The sequence below is a fragment of the Aliiglaciecola sp. 3_MG-2023 genome, assembly GCF_030548205.1.
GTDB lineage: Bacteria > Pseudomonadota > Gammaproteobacteria > Enterobacterales > Alteromonadaceae > Aliiglaciecola.
In genome coordinates this window covers 48536-73422 of the sequence record NZ_JAUORV010000002.1, presented here as the reverse complement: position 1 = coordinate 73422, position 24887 = coordinate 48536, and the positions used below count along the sequence as shown (strand labels likewise).

The window sequence follows — 24887 nt, the reverse complement described above, 5'->3', positions numbered from 1 at the left end:
GTTTACAACTTCCTTTTAGCAACAGACATATAAATGAACGCAAGGGCAATCATTAAGCCAATGCCGATGCCAAACATGGTATCAGCATCTAAACTCGCAATTAACGTCAGGATCCAAGAGGAGCTTTCATCGTTGTAATCCAAAGCCGGGCGAGACATAACCTCTCTGCTGTGCTGGGAAAGAAATATCAATAACTCAAAAATGGTAAACAGACTGATGGCAAATAAAATTCTATCGGTTTTGATACTATTGAGTTTACTTTGTTTAGAGTTTGCTTCTTCTATTTTATTCGAACAAATTTCTTTCATGTCATCGCCGTTTTTTATCAGCAAATCGAATTCCCATGATTCAAAGATTTCGTCCAAATACTTTCTTTTTTGTCGCGTTAGGTACTTCTTGTGCTCATTTATCGACACTTGGTGAAGTTTAGATTGAATGCGACTGTCTTCCAGTTGATTTTGTGCACCTAATAAATTGCCATCTATGTATGCACGTGCAATGGCCTCGTGTAATCGCAAATTACACTTCTCTTGCGCGGTATAGCAGTACTGAGCGAGTATCATCGTTTCGATTCGAGGATCATTTTTCGCCCGTTTATCAACAACCACATAATTTAACCAGGTCATGGACTCTGTTTTGACTGGATCAAAACCATTGGCGTTAGTTTCGTTATTATAGTTAATCAAGTTGCAAATTTTTTCTGCGTCTTGAGGGCATTCCGTTTCTGCTAACCATTGATGAATTAGCTGGCGTATTTCAGTATTTTCAAGTTGTGTTCGTTGAACGTTCAATGAACGCGCTGTCCAATACAGCCGTGTTGAATTTGACCTTGGTTTGATTAACAACGGGTTATTAATCTTGCTGTAAATGTCTTTTATCAATGCCTCTAGGGCCGGCAGTGATTGTTGAATGGCTGCTTCAGCGTGCTGTTGAACCTGCGACTCCATGGTTTTCACATCAGACTGAACCGGAAGTATCAATTGGCATTCCACTACAGCTAATTCATTTGGGAAAACATGAAACTTCACCTCAACATTGTCACTTTGAGTCTTCCACAAGAAAAATGACATAGAAGACACATCACTATCTAGATTCACATATTCTGGACCATCATTCAGCCAGGTTACACTCTCAATATCTTCCCTTTCACTTAACGAAGTCATAAGTTTTTTGAAGTTATTAGATTTGCGATTGAACCCTCTTATGAGAGAAAAAGGCACATCAATTGGGGATATTGTTGTGAAACAAAGTTGACTATCTGAAGGTTGTTGTTGGGCGGAATTTGAAGCCACGAGCGGTTCTCCTTGCTACTACTCAAGGCAATATAGCAAACCTACGAAAGAATGAGAATCATTGAACGTCAGGCATTGAATTGATGCTGTTTGATTGATTGTTTTTTGCTCCGAAATCATCTACCGAAGGATGTTTTAGCCCCGCGGAGGTGTGTTTTTTCCATGGCCTGTAGGCGGGCGCTTTAGCCCTGCGGAGGTGTGTTTTTTCCATGGCCTGTAGGCGGGAGCTTTAGCCCCGCGGAGGTGTGTTTGTTGTCCATGGCCTGTAGGCGGGCGCTTTAGCCCTGCGGAGGTGTGTTTTTTCCATGGCCTGTAGGCGGGTGCTTTAGCCCCGCGGAGGTGTGTTTTTTCCATGGCCTGTAGGCGGGTGCTTTAGCCTCGTGTGTTACAAGTCAGCGGCACCATCCCAATGGAGAGGTACGAGGGAGCTTTTTATGGAGTGGCATTGGGTAATATGATGGGCAATTAAATGATCATCAGGACTTAACATACGGGCTTTCTCGAAACAATTTAATGCTTCATCCCATTGTTGAGACTTGCGGTGTTCTACACCTTTTTCAATCCAAGGTGCGGTTTTTAGTCTTAATGTAATACTTTCTTCGGGCAGGTGGTTGAGAATTTCGTACACTTCAACTGGGTTTTTGCGCCCTTTGACTCGCACCCAGTCGAGAAACCTATAGCTGAACTTCTCTTTGGCAGCCGCAGTATCCAGCAATTGTGAACTGACTATGATGTCCGCGCCTAACTTAGGGGCCAAGGATTCTAAACGATAGGCGATATTGACACTATCACCGATCACAGTGGTATCCATTCTATCATCAGAGCCCACGGTTCCAATAATCACAGGTCCAAAGTGAATACCGACACCGATATTTATAGGGGGATAGCCACTGTTGTGTCTGTGCTGGTTATACACGTTTAATGCATAACGCAAATCCACCGCAGCATTAAGGGCATCAATGGCTTTATCCTGATTAGTGCCTTTGGGGTGGTCGAACAAAGCCATAATGGCATCACCAATAAACTTATCAATAAAGCCCCCATTTTGATGAATTGGATCGTTCATTCGCAAGAAATAGGAGTTGAGAAATTTCATCAATTCTTGCGGTGTCATTTTTTCCGACAGACCCGTAAAGCCACGAATATCGGAAAACAAAATCGCCACTTCATCCTCATCTGCACGACCAAGCTCTAAAGTGTCTGAACCATGTTTAGCAAAATGTTCAACAAATTGTCGAGGCACAAATTTTTGAAAAGTCTGGGTTAGACGTAATGCTTCATCTGCTTTGGTTAAAAATCGCTGATCTGCCTCGTTGGCTCGCTGAGTACTTTGTACCTGCGTTTCCATTTCAGCATCGTTTTGATTCGATTGGTTTGGGTTGTTTTGACTTTTTAATTTTGTGTTGAGACGCAACAATGCCGCAGCCAAGATTACAATAATAATCATTAAAACTAAGGGCACAGGTTGTAAAATTTGTTGCAACATTTTTGCGTCTTTTTCTTATTATTTTATGGATGCTGCATTCAACCTAACACAGCATCACCTTTAAACCTATTAGGCTGTTAATTCAGCGAAGACTTCTTTAGTAATTTGTAAGGTTTTTTCGACGATGTCCATATCATGCATTGCCGATACAAATCCTGCCTCGTATGAAGCTGGGGCCAAATAAACGCCTTTAGCTAACATGCCGTGGAAGAAACGATTAAACATTTCGGTGTCGCAATTAATCGCTTGCTTATAATTGGTTACCTTATCGATGTCGGTAAAGAAAATTCCGAACATACTACCGGCATAGTTTACCGTCATGGGAATACCATGCTCTAGGGCCAAGGACTTTATCCCTTCTGCCAAGGTTTTGGTTGCTAGGGAAAGTTGGTCATACAAGCCCGGCTGTTGAATTTGTGTCAGTGATGCTAAACCCGCGGCCATTGCAATAGGATTACCAGACAAAGTACCTGCTTGATATATAGAGCCTGTTGGCGCTATTTGTTTCATAATGTCTGCTCTACCGCCAAATGCGCCCACAGGCATGCCGCCACCGATCACTTTTCCTAAACAGGTCAAATCTGGAACAATGGAATACAGCTCTTGGGCACCGCCACGACTCACTCTAAAACCGGTCATGACTTCATCAAAGATCAAAATACTTTGATGCTGGTCACAAATGTCTCTTAAACCTTGTAAAAATCCGTCGACGGGCGGAATACAGTTCATATTGCCGGCTACGGGTTCTACAATGATACACGCAATATCATCGCCAAATTCCGCAAACGCTTGCTTCACGCTATCGATATTATTGTATTCCATGGTCAAAGTATGTTGTGCCACATCAGCAGGCACACCAGGGGAGCTTGGTACACCTAAGGTTAACGCACCAGACCCTGCTTTTACTAACAAGGAGTCGGCATGTCCGTGGTAGCAGCCTTCGAATTTAAGAATTTTGTTTTTGCCTGTCACCCCTCTGGCTAAGCGGATTGCACTCATGGTGGCTTCTGTGCCAGAGTTGACCATGCGCAACATTTCCATGGAGGGTACCAGTTTATTGACCAGTTCAGCCATGGTCACTTCAGATTCAGTAGGTGCGCCAAAACTCAGACCATTTTCAGCTGCTTTGATGACCGCTTGACGAATCTTAGGATTATTGTGGCCTAAAACCATGGGTCCCCAAGATTGCACATAGTCGATGTATTTTTTGCCATCGGCATCGTAAATGTATGGTCCATCAGCTTTGACGATGAATGGCGGTGTGCCGCCAACAGCTTTAAATGCCCTTACTGGTGAATTCACGCCACCGGGAATGTGTTTTTGTGCTTGTTCGAACAATTGTGTTGATTTTTGCATGTAATTTATAATCTCTTTGAACTATACCAATGAACGTCGCGATCGTATTTTGACACTAAATTCTCTACCCCAAGGGTCAATGCAAAAAGCGCCATTCTAACTAATACGCCGTTATCAGCTTGTCTGAAAATGGCTAAATTGGGGTGAAGGTTAAGGTCATTATCTAACTCGTTTGCATCAGCTCGCGAGTCTCTAGGAAGTGGATGCATAATGACGGTTTTAGATTGAAAATGTTTGGTGTATATAGTTTGGTTTAAACGGAATTTTCCGCGGTATTTATCAGCTTCTGCTTGGGATTCAAAACGCTCTTCTTGAATGCGGGTTTGATAACAAATGTCGGCATCTACACTGCCTTCAAGCTGGTCTGTTATTTTAACCGTATGGCCTGCATCGCGGATGAGTTGCAAAATAGCTTCTGGCATTGCCAGTTCTTTAGGTGAAATGAGGGTAAAACGTACATTCTTAAATAAACTCAAAAGCTTTGACAAAGAATGCACGGTTCGACCATATTTTAAATCGCCAATCATAGCGATATGTATACCGTCAATTTGCCCACCATGGTACTGCTGCTCTTTACTGATAGTGTATAAATCTAAAAGGGCTTGAGTTGGGTGTTCATTAGCACCGTCACCGCCATTGAGTACAGGAACACGGCTGCCTTCTGCAAATTCAGAAACCGAACCTGATTGTGGATGACGCATAGTGATAATATCGGAATAACCGCTTAACACTCTGGCGGTATCGAACAATGATTCGCCTTTGGCCAACGCCGAACTACTCATGCCTGTGGTTTCGCGTACTTCACCACCGAGCAGGTTAAATGCTGTTCCAAAGCTAACTCGTGTTCGCGTGCTAGCTTCAAAAAATAAGTTGCCCAAAATTGCTCCGTCCAACACTGTTGTGCGTTTTTGACGAAGCGCATAGGGTGTCATTTTATCAGCTACATCGAATATCGCCTGAATAGAATCACGGTCGAACTGATTAACTGAAAGAATGTGCTGACCTTCAAATTTCATCGCATACCCTTATGTTTAAAGACAGGAAGAATGATTTGGCTGAGAATAGCGCTTATCCTGTTGCTGGCCCGAGAGTCTATCAAAAATTTGCAGTCGGATAATCTTATTTCTGATTATTTTTATGAAATGATTGGCAGGCTTTCAAAACAATTAAATTATAGGTTGTGGCATACTTCTTAAGGGCTTTTCTGGCCTCGGTACTTTCACCTAATTTTAAGGTATCACCACTACCAGCTAGGTACTTCACCCCACACTGTTGTTCAATTACCTCCAATGGATAGAGGTTCATATCTATACCAGGAAAGTTAATTACTCTGTTAGTAAACGCTAATAACTTAAAGTTCCCTTGCTCAACCGCAATCTTTGCATCGAGTTTAGCTTGTTGGGTTGGGGACAATTCAGTCTGGGAGGCTGAATTGCCTGCAGGTTTTAGGGTCGTTGTCTGGTGAGGAACAGTGTTGTGTTCGGTTACACAACCTGACGAAATCATGAATGCCAACCCAGTGTACGCCCATTGCGATACTTTCATTTACCATTAACCACGATTTTGTGGAATGTTAACCTTGTGGCAGCAAGTAATAAAATTAGCCAGCCCATACTCCCGCCACCAGAACTGTCTTCTGGTGTTGGCGTTGGCGTTGGTATAGGCGTTGGTGTCACCACTTCTTGGTTAACAGTGATGCTAATGGTTGCAGAATCCGTTGCGAAACTGGGGTCTTCTATGCGATATATAATGCTGTCGCTACCAAAAAAGCCATTGTCAGGGGTATAACTGATTTGTCCGTTATCAATTGAAACTCGCCCGGTGCCCACATAAGTGACCTCTGAAATAATTAACGTGTCTTGGTCGGCATCTGTATCGTTACTTAATACATCAATGCTAATTGTTTCTGAGTCTTGGTCTATTTCAATGCTGTCGTCTACCGCTATAGGTGCATCATTCACGGCTTCGATTTGGACGACAAAGGGGAAAACATTACTATCACTGACGCCATCACTTACAGACAAGTTCACTGTTAGGCTACCTGAGTAATCCTCATTGGGTGAAACACTGGTATCACTGGCAACATAGTTAGCGCCAGGAAAGACATCTAACGTGAAGTTTGATGGGTAGCTAGAATCGGGATCGTCCACAATTAAATCTGAAAAACTAATGACAAAACTTGAATCTTCCAATTCTGAACGCTCGGTTTGACCTGTTATCAAAGGGGCCACAGGAGCACTGCCAGGTACGATTTCAAAGTTTCCAGGATTCACAGCGTAAAATACATTATCAGAACAGCTCACCTTTAAGCGAGCGTTGCTGGTATTGGTGCTCGGCGAGATAATGCTTTGCTGCCCATCATTTTCGGTATTGGCTAAAATTGTCGATTCGAATACGTCATCTCCGTCAGCATCTAGGGTAATATCCACCGATGCACAGGAAATAGGTGCACTGTCTGTGTTGGCGACCTCCCATTCAACCTCATGACTTTGGCCGCCAATCCAGCGCGAATCGGTTAAAGGTTGCGACACCGAAAATGCGCTGCCTGTTGGTTCAATATTAATATTCGCAGTTTGCGTGATCACCCCACCGTTTCCATCACGGACAATAAGCTCAAAAGTGAGCTCACGCTCTGTGCTTGGGTAAGTTTCTCCGAGGTCTAATGAACCCGTTAACACGCCATCAATTTGCGGGAAATAGCGTGTTGCAGAGTCTGATGGTGGAAAGGAGCGAAACAACGGGTTAAAACCATTGTCTTCAGACATTTCTCCTAAAGATTCAGTCGCCCCTTCAAAGCCGCCGGGATCAACCTGATCCCAAACATAAGTTAGGCTATCGTTATCGCTGTCAGTTGCTTGAGCAGTAAGTACAAAAGGAGTTTCGGCTGGAATCGTATGATTTATCTGGGCACTGTTGATGGTCGGGATACTATTGCCATTAGACTCGGTTGTGCCGCAATTTCTGCGACTCAAAAGTGATTGAATTTGCTCCACTGAGAAGCTGTGAAAATAGTCATCAGAGTCATTCTCAATGTTTTGGTTAGAGCACAATCCGGCGTATGACATGATGGTCGATCCACTGCCTGGCTCAACTGCAGAAAGTGTAGAACGTTGGTCTTCGCTGCAGCCTGCTGTATTGGTAGCATTAAAGGTATGCTCTGCACCTAATTGGTGACCAAATTCATGAATAACTAGCTGGGTGTAGAAGCTTTCACCGAAAGGTTGGTTGCTGCCTGTTTGTCCACGTGCTTTGTAGTCGTCGATGCAAATGCTCTGAATGGTAGCGAGACCCCCTGAATCGGTATTTAAAAGATGGCCAATATCATAGTTTTCAGGGCCGATGAGGTCATCGATAACCACCTGATTGGCGTCTATATCCTCACTCGCGTCATTCACAAAGGGATCGGTACTACTATCTGTGTATATGATTCTGTCGTTATTCGCCACAAGCTCAAACTGGATGGAAAAGTCAGTAAGTAAAATTTCATTAATGCGATTAATCAGTGTCGCCAATTCAGCCAGAGTTCCCGCTTCACCGCCGTTGCGCGAGGTGTACTCACCGCTGGTGCTGATAGCAATTCGATAAGTGGTTATCGCGTTGCCATTGGCGCGGGCGGCAACGGTGTTTGAAGTAGCGAGTTTCTTCCATTCCGTTTTAACGGTTGAAGGCAAGCGCATATAATCTGGCTGAAGTGACAGTGTTGATGTTTGCGTCTCGGGGATAATCTCATCTTTAACCCAATAACTGACATAGTCTTCTGGGTTACCCAATCTATCATAAGTTAACATTGCCCACTCGCCATCTATCTTGAGCATCGCCGACAATCCCTTTGTCGATAGGTTAAAACGCCCCTTATCTTCGGGATTATTAATGTTAAAACCCGTAAATGAGCGGATTAAAGGGTATTTGTTGGCCAGCGCTTCAGCCATTACCTGAACTTGCTGTAATTCAAACGTCAGGTGATCACCGTTGGGTGTGGGAATGGATAGTTGGAACTCAGTGTTTTGGTTGTTTACCAGTGAGGTTAATGCATCAGCATTAATGGTCAGTTCGTATCCTGCTCCTACCGTTTGTCTGTAACCTGCATCAATTTTAGTGCTTGCTTGTGAGGGTTGCCACATCGATTGGTCTTGGGTTTGAGCTATCACCGAAAAGCAAGTGCTGGCTAACAAAAGGGTGAAATAGGTACGGAAAAAAAATGTCATCAAAATCCCAATAAAATCTTGCGTGTTTTAGCCAAAATATGCTTCGTAAAGCATAGCGTTTCAAGACTACTTTAGTATGAAACAGCGATTAATTCTGCAATTTGTTTTTAAATGATTTAAGAGCTCAAGGAAATGAAATTGCCAAAATCTTCGTTTAAAGGTCATCTTAGACCCTTTTAGACTGATTAATACGCATTTTAGCCGATTTGGATTTGTCCTTGTTGAAGCGGTTTTGGTGTTGTGGGAGACTCAATATACTAGTTATTTGCAGATTGACTAAAATGGCACTTAAGTTATTGGGAATATAGCGACATTAAGCAGTTTGCCACTAATATAGCTGTCCATGTAAAAGGTTCGGGTTGGTTAATAATCCTCAATATTAGAATCGAAAAATCATTATAAGGAAACTGAGATATGTTAAAAATGACTAAAATGGGAATATTAACGCTACTGTCATGCACGTTTTTTAACAGCTTTGCAGAGGTTAAGTATTATCCTTCGGCTAATGAAAATATGCCTTTTTCACTGGCCACTCAAGTGGATAATATCGTGTATTTGTCAGGCCAAATTGCCAATGATGAACACGGGAATTTAGCTGATAATATTACGGATCAGTCTCATCAGGTAATGAAAAACATTGCGGCAACATTAAAAACCATAGGTTTAAGCATGGATGATGTGTTTAAGTGCACCGTGATGATCGAAGATATCGAAAAATGGGCAGACTTTAATAAGGTGTACGTCACTTATTTTAATCCTAAAAAGCTGCCGTCACGGAGTGCATTTGGTGCTGATGGGTTAGCCATGGGATCGATGTTGGAATTAGAGTGTTGGGCATACGCTAACCATTAATCTTCAGCTTTTATCATCTGAATAACATGATAAACGGTTTGTGTGACTAACTCAGTTTGTTTCGCTTCCGACTTACTAAATGGTAAGCCTAATAAACTTCGTAGATAAAAATCACCTTTTAGCATATTAAAAAACGTGTAGGCCCAGTATTCAGCCTTATTTTTTTCTAATTTTAGCTGCGAATTTTGTTGGAAAAAGTCTCGTAAAATTTCAATGCCATGCTGTGGACCAGCTATGTAAAACAATTCTGCTACACGAGGGTTAGTGGTAATTTCTCCAATCACTACGCGGTGCATGGCAATTGATTGCTCGTCTTGTAGCAAGTTAATAATCTGATTTCCGTAAGTCAGTAGGGCTTCAACGGGATCTTGTTCAACATCCCTCATATGCTCTTCGCCTAATTGATATTGTGCACATTTGTAGGCAATAACCGAGCTAAACAGTGCTTCTTTATTGCTGAAATGAGAGTAAACGGTTTGTTTAGACACTTCCGCTTTTTTTGCTACTTGATCCATAGAGGTTGAGGAAAATCCTTGCCCTAAAAACAAATCGCTAGCTGCCAACAAAATGCTGACACGCTTTTCTTCACTCTTTGGTCTGCCAACTTTTGCTGGAGTTTGCGGACAGTTCAGGTTTATATTAGCTTTAGGTTGGGGCACTTTTTTACTCTTGTTTAAACTAAAAATTAATTATCAAACTAGACGGTCTAGTATTTATATATTATTCTCTATGTTAATACAAAACTGTCTTAGACAAAATACCAATCTTAAATAGGCTTGAACTGTGAACAAAGTGTCGTTTAAATCATTATTAATTCCAATTGCAATTATATTGCCCTTAATTGCCGTGGTGGGATTAATGGTCACAGCTGGCTCTGGGCAGGTAATACCACCTCCCTCGCAAGCAAAAATTCATCAAGTAGAAGTGGTTCAGCTCTCGCCTCAAGATAGTTATCAGTTGGAACAACTCGCTTATGGCCGTCTAGAATCTGCCAACCTTTCAAACCTTGGTTTTGAGTTAGCAGGCAAAGTGCAACAAATTCTGGTGGATGAAGGGGATCAAATTGTTGTCGGCCAACTCATTGCCAAGCTCGATACTCAGCGACTGGATGCATCCATGAAAGAATTAGAGGCAGCTTTGCAATCTGCTAAAGCAGATTTACGCTTAGCTAAGCAATCGCAACAACGGGTGGCTGAGTTGGTGAGTAGGAATTTGGAGTCTACTCAACGCTTGAATGAAGTAGATGAAAACACGCAAGTAGCAAACGCCGTGGTAGAACAAACTCAGGCACGGATCAATACCTTGCAGGTAGAAATTGAAAAATCTGAATTAAGAGCATCCTTTGATGGCACTGTAGTGTCTCGACCCGTTGATCCTTCAACAGTGGTTAGTGCGGGCCAACCTGTGGTGGTGGTGCAACAGACGTCTGCTTATGATGCGCGAATTGCGATGTCTAGTGACCAAGCATTTGGTTTAACCGTGGGTCAAAAACATCCATTAATCGCCAATGGTGTAACACTTACTGGGGTGGTGAAATCTATCGCTAAAACTCGGCAAATGGATACACGAACCATAGATGTGATTTTTTCCGTAGAAGCGAGTCAAGATAGATTGTTACCAGGGGATTTAATTGCATTAGTTTACAATAAACAAGTCAATGAATCTGGAGTATGGGTCCCGAAACAAGCCCTTAGTAGCGGTATTCGGGGCTTATGGACCTTGTTTACCGTGTCTGACAAAGGTCAACAAAAGGTTACCTCTCGTTCCGTTGAAGTGTTATTTGCAGGTAAAACCCATAGTTATGTGCGCGGCACCCTTAGTGCAAATGATTGGATGGTTATCAATGGCGCTCATCGTCTTGTTCCTGGACAAATTGTCAATGCTGTAGAGGCTAGCAAATCTGCCGCTCTAGAGAGTGAGCTTGCATCCCACCAAGGTAAGCTTTAACTATGCAACAGCCTACTCAAAATAAACTTAAAGGACCTTGGTTTACCCAGTTTTTTAGTAATGGTCACTTACTGGCGCTGACAATCATCATTCTATTAGTGGCCGGAATTTCCGCTGTCTCTTCATTGCCGAGGCTTGAAGATCCGCGCATTGATACCCGTAACGTGCTGGTGATTACCCCTTATCCGGGGGCGTCAGCCGAACGAGTTGAAGCCTTAGTGAGTGATGTTCTGGAAGATGAGTTACGTCAATTGTTTGAAATAAAAGAGATTAACTCTACTTCCCGGGCAGGTATCTCGGTGATCAGTATTGAACTTCAAGCTTGGGTTGACGACAGTAACAACGAACAAATTTTTTCGAAAATTCGCGACAGTATTGCTGACGCCAGTCAGCTATTTCCCGCTGGTGCGGGAGAACCTGAGTTAGACGAAAAGCGTGGTGCCACGTCCTTTACCCTGTTAGTTGCCTTAGGTTCGCCAGAAGGGTATCAAACTCCCATGTCTATCATCAGCCGCATGAGTGATGAAGTTGCTGATCGGCTGAGAAATGTCCCGGGTACCGAACTTGTCAGGATATACGGAGAATTAGACGAAGAAATTGTGGTCGAGGTCGACCCTCATAAACTCTCGAGTGTGGGATTAACGGTTCCCCAAGTTAGCCAATTAATTGCTAATGCAGATCCTAAGTTACCGGCTGGGGTTGTGCGCACAAACAGTCAAAATATTCGTATTCAAGTTGCCCAAGAGTTGGCTAGCTTAGATGTGATCCGCAATATTCCGTTATCGGTATCGAATAATGGGCAGTTTTTGCGGGTGCAGGATGTGGCAGAAGTCTACCGGGGCTCACAAAATCCACCTAATGATATTGCATTGGTTAATGGCCAGAAAAAGGTCTTTGTAGCCGCTCGCATGCAACCCACAGTGCGTGTTGATAATTGGACAGCCAACAGTAAACAGGCCCTTGAAGATTTCAATTCCCTTTATCAAGGAAGCGTGGCAGCAGAGATTATTTTTGAGCAAAATCAATATACTGAAACCAGACTAGTGGATCTTACCCAGAACCTGTTGATGGGGTGTTTAGTGGTAATGATTGTGGTATTTGTGTTCATGGGGTTCCGCTCTGCTTGGATTGTGGGGCTCTCGCTACCCTTAAGTGCAGCTTTTACGCTTTTTTCGTTAAATTTTTTCAACGAGCAAATTCATCAAATGTCAATTTTCGGCATTATTATCGCGATTGGTTTGTTAATTGATAACGCGATTGTGATCACCGATGAAATTCGGGCGAATCTGTTAGATCCTGTGAATTCCCGCTTAGATGCATTAGTGAAAAGTGTACGGCACCTGTTTAGCCCGCTATTAGCTTCGACATTAACCACTATTTTAGGTTTTATGCCGATATTTTTATTGCCCGGCAATATCGGTGATTTCATTAGTTCTATTGCCGTTAGTGTAGTGATGGCATTGCTCGGCTCGCTGCTCATTTCTCTTACTGTTATTGCATCTCTGGCTGCTCGTTTTTTACCGCGTCCCGATGCAAGTAAGCCGACAAGGCACTGGTATCAGGGGGGTATCCAATTTACTTCTTTGACGGATTGGTATAAACGCAGCATCAGTCAAGCCATTAAGCGACCTATATTATTACTCATACTGACAACGGCTTTACCCGTGGCGGGCTTTGTGCTGGCAGGTCAATTGGGTAATGTCTTTTTTCCCAGTGCAGATCGAGATCAGTTTGAGATCCAAATGTGGTTGCCTGACGGTAGTTCATTGCAAACTACCGAAGCTGTGGCGATACAGATGGACGAACATATCCGTTCCCATAGTAGTGTTGAGCAAGTCACCTGGTTGGTAGGTGGTTCTACGCCATCGATTTATTACAACCAAGTAATGAAGCGAGACAATACTGCTCATTTCGCTCAAGGGGTTGTGACAACTGAATCAGTTTCCTCGGCAGCAGCGCTGATTTCTGATTTACAGTTAAGTTTAGATGAGCGTTTTCCTCAGGCACGAGTTGTAGTGAAAGCCTTTGGGCAAGGTCCACCAATTACCGCCCCCATAGGTGTTGAAATCTATGGACCGGATTTGGCGGTTATCGAAGAGTTGGGACAGCAAGTGCGTTTGGTAATGTCGCAAATCCCTGGCGTCATCAATAGTGTACCCACAGTCACCCTTGGCGAGCCTGAATTTATTTTTGATGTCACCCGCAATGAGTCGGCGTTAGCTGGACTGTCATTAAATGATATTGCAAGCCAACTGCAAGCCGCCCTAGATGGGCAAGTAGGCGGTTCTGTTTTGGAAGGTACTGAAGAAATCCCTATTCGCATTAGGTTACCGGAATCGCAACGCAACAATTTAGATAGTTTAAATGCCATTCCATTATTAACCAGTTCATTGACTAATCAACAACGCTGGGTTCCTGCTTCAGCCCTAGGTGAGTTTAGGTTTACGTCAAGCATCGCTGGGATTACCAGAAAAAATGGTGAAAGGGTGAATATTATCGAAGGCTATTTAATGCCAAATGCCCCTGCCGTTGATGCCAGTAAACTATTGCAAGTAAAGTTGGCCGAATCAGGATTCGAATTACCTAAAGGGTATCGAATTCGTTTAGCGGGCGATGCTGATGAGCAGCAAGAAGCCTTAGGGCTTTTAGCCGCTTATGCACCTGTATTGCTGGTATTGATGGTAACGACTCTGATATTGACCTTCAGAAGTGTCAAGCTGGCAGCCTTAATTGCTTCAGTTGCGGTTTTATCTGTGGGATTAGGTATGTTTAGCTTGTGGTTATCGGGTTTACCCATTGGCTTTAATCCATTACTGGGGAGTGCTGGACTCATTGGTGTGGCAATAAATGGTTCTATTGTGGTGATAGCTTCTATCAATGCTAACCCTGCAGCTAAATTCGGAGATATTGAAGCCATTGTGAAAGAGACGATGAGTTGTAGTCGGCATATTTTATCTACAACCTTTACCACTGTGGGCGGCTTTATTCCGTTACTGATTTTCAGTGAAGGGACGTTTTGGCCACCTTTGGCGGTTGTGTTGGCCGGAGGTGTTGGCTTTTCGGTTATCTTATCGTTAATTTACACCCCCATAGTGGCGGGGCGATTAGCTATTCGTAGGGGCAGGAAAGCTGCATCCGAAGGGGCGGTTTTGGTTAGTTGAGCATCTCAATTAGTGCAAATTTTTGCCTAACCTAGATGATTGAACCTTTAAACTCAATTCGAGTATATAATAGTCTAGGGGATAACGTATTTATTGCGGCTTTCAATTGGTCTAAACTGAGGCATTCTCGCCCAATCTTCTTATTGTGATGGCATCGACTAATGCGAAAATTGATGAAACAAGTGTTTAGTACAGATTGTGCTTTTTGCCAGCGCTTAAGACTGATTGTGCTTTGGGGCGTTATTATGATGGTAGTGTATTTTTATGTCTGGCAATGAACAAGATCGTCAAGTTAAAACTGAAACCGAAATCGATGGAAACCTTGAAGGTGAACAGTACAGTATTAAGATAAAAGGGGTAGCCAAGCGCAATGGATTAACCACTTTTCTGTGCGGTGTTGTGGCTTTATTTTTAGCTATCATGTTACTGGTGTTGTTACCGGACTCCCTCTATTTGATTGGTATTTTCGCCCTTAGTGCATCTATTGTCACTATGCTTATAGGCTGGTTCAAAGTACGCGAACCAGTACATTGCATAGAACTGACTAAAACCCATATTTTATATCAGCACCGACATGGAAAATGGGCGTTAGAGTGGGCAAATATTCAGCGTGTGGATGTGCCTAAAGTCAGTGAGGGTGTACAGCAGGTAAACCTAGACATGGTGGGGATTAAAATTAAACAATATGAGCCATTGTTAACCAGTATTTCTCCTCGTCTGGCAACAAATCTTTTGTTAGAACAACGACCATTGCTACTACAGAATAACCAATGTGTAGGCGGCGGTTGTTATAGTAATACCCTAATTGAAAATGATACCTACAAAACCTCTGAAGGTAAGATCATCAAAGGCATCCCTGCAATGTTAGCCAATCGAATGACTAAACTTAGAGCAGGATTAGGTTATGATGTTTTTATCTCAGTGGGTGAGCTTGATCGCAGTAGTGAAGAATTTGTTAGTTTACTTAGGGAATGTCTAGCAAGTGTGAATCGCCCCACCTCTGATTAGGCGTTGCTTTATAAATAGGCTTCGCTGTGCTCAATGACATTGCTGGCTTCTTTGATTAATGTTGGAAGGCGCAATTTTACAATACTAAATTCATCTAATTTTATGGCGGTTTCTAACTCGTCGCATAAATCAAGCAACATAGGCACTCCGGTATACAAACAGGCGCCATGTAATTTGTGGATTAATTGCTTGAGGGCCAGTTTATCGGTAACTTTCCACGCGCCTTCGATTTGCGATATGAGTTCCGGTAACTCTGCAACAAACGCATTTAGCATATCTTTTGCTGCGGCCTCATTTTGGTTGGCTATTTTCAAAGCCATCGACCAATCTACTGCAGAGTTCTCCGTTGACGTACTCTCGGTATCGCACCAGCGTTTAATCAACACAATCAAATCTTCTAAATCTATTGGTTTAGGCAGGTAATCATCCATTCCAGAAGCCAATAACCTTTCTTGCTCTTCTTTGAGTGCATGTGCGGTAACGGCTATTATTGGTGTTCCCACATTTAATTTGGTTTTACGGATTAAGCGAGAGGCTTGTAAGCCGTCCATAATCGGCATTTGCACGTCCATCAAAATGATATCGAACTCGTTTTCTTTACAAAAGTTCACCGCTTCTTCACCACTGTAAGCGAGACTTAATTCTAAATTTGAGGGATTTAACCAGGTTTTCAGCAAGCGCAGATTCATGTCCATATCATCAACGGCGAGAATTTTGATGTTAGGTAGATCAAGTAGGTTTTGAACTAATTGACTTTGGGTGGTCTCGTTTGATGTTTCGGTTAAGCTTACCATTTTGCTAAGTGTAAGGGGCAAGCGAAGTAGGGTGGGCTTTTTAAAACTTTGAGACTCGTCAAATGCAATACCTTCACCTGAATATAGCGTAACTAGGTTGCTAATATTTACGTTGGTTAACTGAGGCAGTAGGTCTTTATGCTGATTTAAATAGCTCTCAGGGAGGCAAACAAAGAGGGTGTCGTATGCTTCTTTTGCTCCGATAAATTCAGTGATATTTGCCGTGATTGCAACTTGAGCTCCGGTATTTTCAAGCATCTTTGCCGCTGACAATGTTATTAGTTCATCGGTTTCTAACAGCAATACCTTTTTCTTACCCCAACCAATTTTACGGGCAAACTCATCAGATTTATTCAAGATGTTGGTGCTAATAGTGACACTAAAGCAACTGCCTTTACCTGGATTGCTGGTTAAGGTGATTTTGCCACCCATTAAATGCACTAACTGCTGACAAATCATCAAGCCTAACCCAGTGCCTTGATATGTTCGGCTGGTGGAGTCTTCTATTTGCGAAAAGGCGTTGAACAGTTTTTTGCGATCTTCTTGGCTGATGCCTATCCCAGTATCTTCGATATTGAAGTTCAGTTCGTACATGTTGTGGGGCAGCATTTTTCCTTTTACGATAAGACTAATGTGTCCACTGGGAGTAAACTTTAAGGCGTTGCCCAGCAGATTAGTTAAAATTTGCTTAATGCGTTGGGCATCCCCGACCAACTTTTGTGGCAACGGCGTCAGCTCATAGATAAATTCCAATTTTTTATTGTGTGCAGAACGAGCCATTACGCTAACCATTTCCTCCAACACATCATTGGGGCAAAAGGGTTGACTGTGTAACTGAAGTTTGCCAGCTTCTATTTTCGATACATCTAACACATCGTTGACGATATTAAGCAAGGTATCTGCTGCAGAGTTGATGATTCTCACATGTTCTTGTTTATCAACAGGTAAGGGAGTGTGGATGAGTTCTTTGCTAAACCCTAAAATAGCATTTAATGGTGTCCGGATTTCATGGCTCATGTTGGCTAAAAACTGAGATTTTATGGTACTTGCGTTTATTGCATCTTTTCTCGCAATATCTAACCGCGCATTTTGCTCTTCGATAAACTCCATATTATTTCGTAAATCATTTGTAGCTTGCTGAATCTCTCGTTCCAATTGATTGTGACTTTTATCCATCATCGCAATTGAGAATAAACCAGCTTGAATGAACAAACCTACATGTAGGCAATAGGTTGTAAAAATATTGGTTGGCAACAGACCTGTAATGCTAGTCATACTGACAAGTGCGCTAATAAATAGTATTAACCATGCTGCTATAAAATACCGAGCAGCGATAAATTTGTTTTTATAACTTTCAAATCCAGCGACTAAAAAACTAACGATTGCAAATAAGGTAACCAGGTAAACAATTGCATTTTGCCAGGTTCCAGGAAATAAACTAATTAATGAGCAGAACCCCATGGTAATTAACACGCCAATATTAATTTTGATAAAAGGCGCGGTTTTGTATGCGGTTCTTTTCGCTTCTAGAAAGCTGTAGGTGAATACACCTGAAGCGATTCCCACTAACACGAATACCAAATCCATATGACTGGTTAACCACAGAGTCGCTTCATAGGGCAACAGTAAAACTGAATGTCCTCCCCACACAAATTGCCAAGTGATTACAGCGCTAATATAGCCAACAAACGCTAACAAACTGAGTTCTTTGTTAATCATATATAAGACTAGGTTGTATAGCGCTAAAATGATTAAGCCACCATAGAATAACCCCCAAATTAGGTTGTCCCAGAAGGTCATTAGCATATACTTTTCGTAAGGTTGAATACTCAAAGGGGCAATGATTTGCATACTTTTTGATTCAATTCGAACGTATAGGTCGACTTTTTTTGCCAATGGCAGTTCTACTTTAAATGCGGGAAATCGACTGAATTGCTTACTCGATAACTTACCTTGTTTATTCGAGGCAATTAATTTATTTCCCTCAAATAAATAGAAATCAGCCCGATCCATGTGAGCAAATCCAATATCAATTACCCATTCCTCTAGGTCGCTAATACGATTCAGACTAGTGCGTAACCAAATTCCGCTTTCGTGAACTCCATAATTGGGATTAGTAGAAGAATGCCAGGAAAAGTCATCAATTCGCGTGCGCACTTCATCGATTGTTAGTTGGATGTCGGTTTCTGCTAGAACCTTGACTTTGTCAGAAAGGTGAGTCGTTTCATCATTGTTAATTAATTGCAAAGTCGACTGCGCAAAGGCGGGTAGTTCCATGAATAGTAGGAATAGTCCTAACAGTAAACTTTTTGGCAATCCCATGATGAACTTTGTTTTCCAAGTATTTGAAAAGTGTAAATATCATTAAACCCTTTGGCTTCATTTTTTTCAATTCTAAAATTTTTAGTTTGGCGATTAAGTGACTACCTTTAGACATACTGAGCGAAAAATGTGACCCTAGAAGAAATAGAATGACTAGCTTATATTTCCGCTCGTCGTTTTAGTCTAAATAGTTGGACTAAAATCTTAAGAAAGTGCGTATAGTTAATGGGTTGAACAAATTACAGTATTGAAGGATTTTTAGATGAAAAACATACAAGGCTTACTGCTACTATTTTTTGCAGTTTTGTATTCAACTTCAGGGCTCAGCGTACCACTAGATAAATTGATCTTACCAGATGGGTTTAAAATTGCCGTATATGCTGAAGATGTAACCAATGCGCGGCAGATGGCCATGGGAAAAAATGGCATAATTTATGTTGGTAGTCGCTCAGAAGGCAAGGTGCACGCTGTCATCGATACCAACCAAGACGGTAAAGCCGACAAAGTGGTAGTGGTTGCTGATAATTTAACTATGCCTACGGGTATTGCTTATAAAGACGGTGATCTTTATGTTGCCGCCGTTAGCGAAGTACTAATGTATGAAAATATTGATGAGGAGTATGCTAACTCACCTAAAGGAGAGGTTGTCATCAGTGGTTTACCTACAGAAACCCATCATGGTTGGAAGTACATTGATTTTGGACCGGACGGTTGGTTATATGTACCCGTTGGCGCACCATGCAATATCTGCCAAACCGTAGGCGATGGTAAATTCGATGATCCTAGATTCGCCAGCATTCTGAAATTTAACCTTGCCACTAAAGAAATGAAGTGGGTCGCTAAGGGAGTTAGAAATACCGTTGGATTCGATTGGCATCCTGATAGTGACACTTTATGGTTTAGTGATAATGGCCGAGATTGGATGGGGGACGACATTCCGCCTTGTGAAATTAATCGCGTAACTGCCGATGAACAGCATTTTGGATATCCTTATATCCATGGCGGAGATATTATTGATCCTGAGTTTGGTACAGGAAAAGATCCTGATGATTACACTAAGCCTGAACTTAAACTGGGGGCTCATGTTGCGCCATTAGGAGTTCAATTTTACCAGGGCACGCAATTTCCAGCAGCATATAAAAAATCACTTTTTGTCGCTGAACACGGGTCTTGGAATCGCACTGAAAAATCTGGGTATCGGGTAATGCGAGCAAATTTTGACGGTACTGAAATTGGTTCTTATGAGACCTTTATCGAAGGTTTCCTTAATCCAGATGATACCGTTTGGGGGCGTCCCGTTGCGTTTTTGACCCTGCCTGATGGGAGTTTGTTGATATCCGATGATTTCGCTAACGTGATTTATAAGGTAACCTATCAAAAATAGACAGTGTAATTACGCTTTTGAATAGCACATTAGCTACTCTGTTAATCAGTGATAAAGTTGCCCGCAAGGGCAGTGAAAAATAATAAAAATACCGATTAAGAATGCCCTATTTATTCTTGTCGCATTGAAAATGGCCCGCATAAATATACTATGAGTGAAGATACAATTATCAATAAAGATGGCTCAGAGCAACTCGCACTGAGTCGTTTTACCGAAGATGCTTATTTAAATTATTCAATGTACGTCATCATGGACCGTGCTTTGCCTCACATCGGTGATGGTCTTAAGCCGGTGCAACGACGAATCGTTTATGCTATGTCCGAATTGGGTTTAAGCGCATCTGCGAAATATAAAAAGTCAGCTAGAACCGTGGGTGATGTGTTAGGTAAGTTTCACCCCCATGGTGACTCAGCATGTTACGAAGCCATGGTGTTAATGGCCCAGCCGTTTTCCTATCGCTATCCTTTGGTGGATGGGCAAGGAAATTGGGGAGCGCCAGATGATCCTAAATCTTTTGCTGCCATGCGATACACTGAATCACGTTTATCTAAATTCAGTGAAGTACTCCTTAGTGAGTTAGGTCAAGGAACGGTTGATTGGCAACCAAACTTTGATGGCACTATGGATGAACCTAAAGTGTTGCCAGCGCGTCTTCCTCATATATTACTCAATGGCGTGACTGGTATTGCAGTGGGTATGGCCACTGATATACCGCCTCACAATGTGCGTGAAGTAGCCAATGCCTGTGCCTTGTTACTGGATAATAGTAAAGCTGAGTTACAGGATATTTTGGCACATATCCAAGGCCCAGACTATCCCACGGAAGCGGAAATTATTACCCCTAGGGAAGATATCGCTAAACTTTATGAAACTGGGCGCGGTTCAATAAAAATGCGCGCGGTGTATCATGATGAGAGTGGTGATATTGTTATTACCGCTTTACCCCATCAGGCCTCTGGTGGAAAAATTCTCGAACAAATAGCCCACCAAATGCAGGCCAAAAAATTGCCAATGGTGAGTGATTTACGAGATGAATCTGATCACGAAAATCCAACTAGGTTAGTTATCACACCGCGCTCAAACCGTGTGGATGTTGAACAATTAATGCAGCATCTATTTGCTACTACTGATCTTGAGAAGAACTATCGAGTCAATATCAATATGATTGGCTTGGATGGACGTCCTCAGGTTAAAGATCTACGCACGATTTTGAGTGAATGGTTAGTTTTTCGAAAAGACACAGTGGTTAGGCGCTTACAGTATCGTCTCGATAAAGTATTGGCAAGGTTACATATTTTGGAAGGTTTACTAATTGCTTTTCTTAATATTGATGAAGTCATTCGTATAATTCGTTATGAAGATGAACCTAAACAAGAATTAATTAAAACCTTTAATCTATCAGATAAACAAGCTGAAGCCATTTTAGAACTCAAGTTGCGTCACCTTGCAAAACTTGAAGAGTTTAAAATTAAGTCTGAACAAGAAGAACTTGCAAAAGAGCGTGATGAACTACAATTATTGTTAGGTTCAGATCGTCGCCTAAAAACCCTGATTAAAAAAGAGATCTTAGCTGACGCTGCCAAATATGGTGACGATAGACGCTCACCATTGGTGCAGCGAGAAGAGGCTAAAGCTTTGTCTGAAAAAGAATTAGTGCCATCTGAAGCGGTAACAGTCGTGTTATCTGACAAAGGATGGGCGCGTTGTGCAAAAGGGCATGATGTCGATGTTGAAGGGTTAAGTTATAAAGCTGGCGATGTTTATCTTGCCAGTGCAAAAGGACGCAGTAATCAGCAAGCTGTATTTTTAGATAGTTCTGGACGCACCTTTGCCTGTGATGCTCATACTTTACCTTCGGCACGAAGCCAAGGTGAACCCTTAACTGGACGCTTTAGCGTTGTCGGCGGGGAAAGCTTCCAGCATGTAATAATGGCATCCGATGATCAACGGTATTTAATTTCATCCGATGCGGGTTATGGTTTTGTGGGTAAATTTGCTGATATGGTCAGCAAGAACAAAGCAGGTAAGGCTTATATCTCCTTACCAAGTGGTGCAAAAGTGATTAAACCACAAACGGTTTCTAATATTGAAACCGACTGGTGTATGGCCATCTCGAATGAAGGCCGAATGTTAATGTTTCCGTTGCGAGATTTACCCAGCTTAGGGAAAGGGAAAGGCAACAAAATAATTAATATTCCATCCGCCAAAGCAAAAACCAGAGAAGAATACGTAACTGTGTTAACGGTAGTGCCTGAAGGCGCTAGTGTGAAAATTATTGCTGGTAAACGCAGCATGACACTTAGCTCTGCTGATCTCGCTCACTATCAAGGTGAGAGAGGTCGAAGAGGAAATAAACTTCCTCGTGGATTACAAAGAGTCGATGATGTTGAAGTCGAATTTGTCGCCTCTTCCGTTGAGTCCGACTCGGAGAATCAAGACTCTGAAGACAAAACATAGGGGATAGCTATGCAAACTTCGCAGATTAATCAAGTACCTAAATGGTTTTGGATCGTCGCCAGTGTAATGTTGCTATGGAATTTATTAGGAGTAATGGCCTTTGTTCAGCAAGTGACTATGAGCCCGGAGCAAATCAACAGCATGCCAGTAGCCGAGCAGCGACTATATTTGGAACAACCTTTTTGGGTGCTGTTAGCCTTTGCTTTCGCGGTGTTTGGTGGCACTTTAGGGTGCCTTGCTTTGCTACTTAAAAAGTCCTTTGCGCGCGTTATATTTTACTTGTCATTTATTGGTGTGTTGGTCCAAATGACACACTCCTTTTTTATCTCAAATGCATTGGATGTTTATGGTCCTGGCGCTGCTGTCATGCCAATAATGATCTTAATCTTTTCAATCTTCCTAATCTGGTTATCAGGTAAAGCAATAGATAAAGGCTGGATAGCTTAAACTCTATTTCACCGCAGATGAATTTCGGTCAAAAGTACAGATTTTTGACCGGAAATTGCATTTCTTAATCTCCAATCCTACTATCAACTCAGACGCTCAAAATATTATTTGATGCTTTGCCAGCAAACGTTGAAAACCACACTTGTATAATTAGGAAATATCAATTGAAACAGGAATTAGTCTCTTCTCTCAAGCAACACTTTGGTTTCGATGATTTTAGGGATGGACAGTTTCCGGTAATTGACGCTATTTTGCATAAGCATTCCTGTTTAGCCATATTTCCCACTGGCTCTGGTAAGTCGCTGTGTTATCAGTTTAGTGCGCTACATTTACCACATTTAACTTTAGTGGTTTCACCGCTGCTTGCATTGATGCAAGATCAATTAGACTTTTTATTGAGCAAAAACATCCCTGCCGCCAAAATAGATTCAACACTCAGTTATGCTGAAAATCGGCAGATTATGCAGGATACCCGCAGTGGTGCTTTGAAGATATTGATGGTGTCAGTAGAGCGTTTTAAAAATGAACGCTTTAGGCAATTTATTGAATCGGTGAATGTTTCATTGTTAGTCATAGATGAAGCCCATTGTATTTCTGAGTGGGGTCATAACTTTCGGCCAGACTATTTAAAGTTACCTGACTATCAAAAAGCATTGAATATCCCCCAGGTATTGCTGCTTACTGCTACAGCCACGGAAAATGTTAAGCACGATATGGCAAAAAAGTTTGCCATTCAGCCCCAGCATATTGTGCAAACTGGGTTTTATCGTTCAAACTTAAACCTCAAGGTTCTCCACGCTCCTGAGGAACACAAAACCGAGATGTTAGTTGATCAGCTTGCTCAACTCGATGGTGCTGGAATAGTGTATGTTACGTTGCAAAAAGAAGCTGAAGACCTGGCGTTACTTTTACGTCAAAACGGACACAACGCGGTGCCCTATCATGCTGGATTGAAAGATCAACAGCGACAAGCCACTCAACAGCAATTTATGGCTGATCAGGTGGATATTGTGGTAGCCACTATTGCATTCGGTATGGGGGTAGATAAATCAAATATACGTTTTGTCATTCACTACGAACTACCTAAATCAATAGAAGCGTATAGCCAGGAGATTGGCAGGGCGGGCAGAGATGGGGTAACCTCAGAGTGCATTACCCTAGCCAATTTGAACAACTTAACTCGCCTTGAAAATTTTGTTTATGCAGATACCCCAGAGCAAAGTGGAATTGATAAAGTACTTAGTAATATTAACCAATTGTCTGAAGATTCGAGCACGGGTGAGCTGCGCTGGGAAACGCAATTAATTCCATTGTCAAATGGGACAAATGTTCGCCAATTACCCTTAAAAACCTTGTTAGTGCAATTGGAATTGCGTCAGGTTATCACTCCGTTATTTGGTTATTTTTCTGAAATACGTTTTCGTTTTATCGAAGAAAAGTCCAAGATACTGGCTAGTTTTGATGGAGAAAGGCGTCAATTTCTAGAAGCCGTGTTTAGCGCCAGTCCGATGAAAAAGATCTGGTCAACTTTAGATCAAGAAGCGCTAAGCCAATCGTATCCTCATCAGCGAAACCGATTAGTAAGTGCCTTGGACTATTTACATGGACAACTACAAATTGAATTGCAGAGTCAACGTCACACAGATGTTTACTCAGTGGACCAACAGAAACTGTTAGCTGCAGGGCTGGGTGAGTCTCTATTTGAATATTTTAAACTGAGAGAATCGGCGGAGATAAAACGAATCGCAGATTTGGTCGCATTTCTTCAAAGTAAACAATGTTTGAGTCAAACTTTAGCTGTTTATTTTGATGATCATAGCTTATCTCAACCTTGTGGACATTGTAGCGTTTGTATTTCAGGCGGGATTGACCTGCCTGACGTTATTGTGTCTAACACACCTAGTGAAGAACAGCTTACCCGTGCATATCAAGAATTAGCTTCGGTATTTGAAGCTAAGCTAAAAGAACCGCTTTCCATTCCATTATTTACTCGATTTTTAGCTGGATTGACGGGTCCTTATTTGACAAAAATTAGAGCTAGAACACTGAGTGGTTTTGGTCTTTGTCAAAGCTTGCCTTATCAGCAGGTACTCAATTTAGCTATGCAAACCCTTGATGTTGAAAAGCGACCATTGTAAACGCGTAATTAGCTTTACAATTTGCGTGATTATGTTTG

The 24887-nt window shown here is 42.1% G+C and carries 16 protein-coding genes; 8 read left to right on the top strand and 8 right to left on the bottom strand.

Annotated elements, in window-relative coordinates:
* Nucleotides 1-2 precede the first annotated feature (2 nt).
* The 6 genes from Q4574_RS02255 to Q4574_RS02230 form a co-directional block, all read right to left on the bottom strand.
* Nucleotides 3-1292: a hypothetical protein gene (locus Q4574_RS02255; RefSeq protein ID WP_303470967.1), complete on the bottom strand. Its 1290-nt coding sequence runs from the start codon at nucleotides 1290-1292 to the stop codon at nucleotides 3-5.
* Nucleotides 1293-1677: 385 nt separating this feature from the next.
* Entirely contained in the window at nucleotides 1678-2778 is a 1101-nt protein-coding gene (locus Q4574_RS02250) for an adenylate/guanylate cyclase domain-containing protein (protein ID WP_303470964.1), read from the bottom strand.
* A 69-nt stretch (nucleotides 2779-2847) separates the two neighbouring features.
* Nucleotides 2848-4134 carry a glutamate-1-semialdehyde 2,1-aminomutase gene (hemL, locus tag Q4574_RS02245; RefSeq protein WP_303470962.1) on the bottom strand — a complete coding sequence of 429 codons (1287 nt, stop codon included), beginning with the start codon at nucleotides 4132-4134 and terminating at the stop codon, nucleotides 2848-2850.
* A gap of 5 nt (nucleotides 4135-4139) precedes the next feature.
* The gene (locus Q4574_RS02240; protein WP_303470961.1) at nucleotides 4140-5150 is read right to left on the bottom strand and encodes an aspartate carbamoyltransferase; all 1011 of its coding nucleotides are present in this window, start codon (nucleotides 5148-5150) and stop codon (nucleotides 4140-4142) included.
* A gap of 103 nt (nucleotides 5151-5253) precedes the next feature.
* A complete protein-coding gene (locus Q4574_RS02235; RefSeq protein ID WP_303470958.1) occupies nucleotides 5254-5679 on the bottom strand; it encodes a hypothetical protein in 426 nt (141 codons plus the stop codon).
* Nucleotides 5676-8339, bottom strand: coding sequence for a reprolysin-like metallopeptidase (locus Q4574_RS02230; RefSeq protein ID WP_303470956.1), 2664 nt, complete (start codon nucleotides 8337-8339; stop codon nucleotides 5676-5678). Before Q4574_RS02230 ends, Q4574_RS02235 begins: the two co-directional genes overlap by 4 nt.
* A gap of 414 nt (nucleotides 8340-8753) precedes the next feature.
* Here Q4574_RS02230 and Q4574_RS02225 point away from each other — a divergent pair, with 414 nt between their 5' ends.
* Nucleotides 8754-9191, top strand: a complete 438-nt coding sequence (locus tag Q4574_RS02225; protein WP_303470954.1) for a RidA family protein — start codon at nucleotides 8754-8756, stop codon at nucleotides 9189-9191.
* Here the strand turns inward: Q4574_RS02225 and Q4574_RS02220 are convergent.
* On the bottom strand, nucleotides 9188-9850 hold the full coding sequence (locus Q4574_RS02220; RefSeq protein ID WP_303470952.1) for a TetR/AcrR family transcriptional regulator: 663 nt from the start codon (nucleotides 9848-9850) through the stop codon (nucleotides 9188-9190). The two genes, Q4574_RS02225 and Q4574_RS02220, sit on opposite strands and share 4 nt — an antisense overlap.
* Before the next feature lie 124 nt (nucleotides 9851-9974).
* Between Q4574_RS02220 and Q4574_RS02215 the strand changes: the two genes are divergently transcribed.
* The 3 genes from Q4574_RS02215 (at nucleotide 9975) to Q4574_RS02205 (ending at nucleotide 15307) form a co-directional block, all read left to right on the top strand.
* Nucleotides 9975-11138: an efflux RND transporter periplasmic adaptor subunit gene (locus Q4574_RS02215; RefSeq protein ID WP_303470951.1), complete on the top strand. Its 1164-nt coding sequence runs from the start codon at nucleotides 9975-9977 to the stop codon at nucleotides 11136-11138.
* A gap of 2 nt (nucleotides 11139-11140) precedes the next feature.
* On the top strand, nucleotides 11141-14299 hold the full coding sequence (locus Q4574_RS02210; RefSeq protein WP_303470949.1) for an efflux RND transporter permease subunit: 3159 nt from the start codon (nucleotides 11141-11143) through the stop codon (nucleotides 14297-14299).
* A 264-nt stretch (nucleotides 14300-14563) separates the two neighbouring features.
* On the top strand, nucleotides 14564-15307 hold the full coding sequence (locus Q4574_RS02205; protein ID WP_303470947.1) for a DUF2982 domain-containing protein: 744 nt from the start codon (nucleotides 14564-14566) through the stop codon (nucleotides 15305-15307).
* An 8-nt stretch (nucleotides 15308-15315) separates the two neighbouring features.
* On the opposite strand, the gene Q4574_RS02200 is transcribed toward Q4574_RS02205, so the two are convergent.
* The gene (locus tag Q4574_RS02200; RefSeq protein WP_303470944.1) at nucleotides 15316-18423 is read right to left on the bottom strand and encodes a hybrid sensor histidine kinase/response regulator; all 3108 of its coding nucleotides are present in this window, start codon (nucleotides 18421-18423) and stop codon (nucleotides 15316-15318) included.
* A gap of 262 nt (nucleotides 18424-18685) precedes the next feature.
* Here Q4574_RS02200 and Q4574_RS02195 point away from each other — a divergent pair, with 262 nt between their 5' ends.
* From Q4574_RS02195 to Q4574_RS02180, 4 genes are all read left to right on the top strand, one after another.
* The gene (locus Q4574_RS02195) at nucleotides 18686-19807 is read left to right on the top strand and encodes a sorbosone dehydrogenase family protein (RefSeq protein WP_303470942.1); all 1122 of its coding nucleotides are present in this window, start codon (nucleotides 18686-18688) and stop codon (nucleotides 19805-19807) included.
* A gap of 150 nt (nucleotides 19808-19957) precedes the next feature.
* Nucleotides 19958-22264, top strand: coding sequence for a DNA topoisomerase IV subunit A (parC, locus tag Q4574_RS02190; protein WP_303470940.1), 2307 nt, complete (start codon nucleotides 19958-19960; stop codon nucleotides 22262-22264).
* Nucleotides 22265-22273: 9 nt separating this feature from the next.
* On the top strand, nucleotides 22274-22711 hold the full coding sequence (locus Q4574_RS02185; protein ID WP_303470938.1) for a hypothetical protein: 438 nt from the start codon (nucleotides 22274-22276) through the stop codon (nucleotides 22709-22711).
* Between the two features lie 164 nt (nucleotides 22712-22875).
* Nucleotides 22876-24849: an ATP-dependent DNA helicase RecQ gene (locus Q4574_RS02180; RefSeq protein ID WP_303470936.1), complete on the top strand. Its 1974-nt coding sequence runs from the start codon at nucleotides 22876-22878 to the stop codon at nucleotides 24847-24849.
* The last annotated feature ends 38 nt before the right edge of the window (nucleotides 24850-24887 follow it).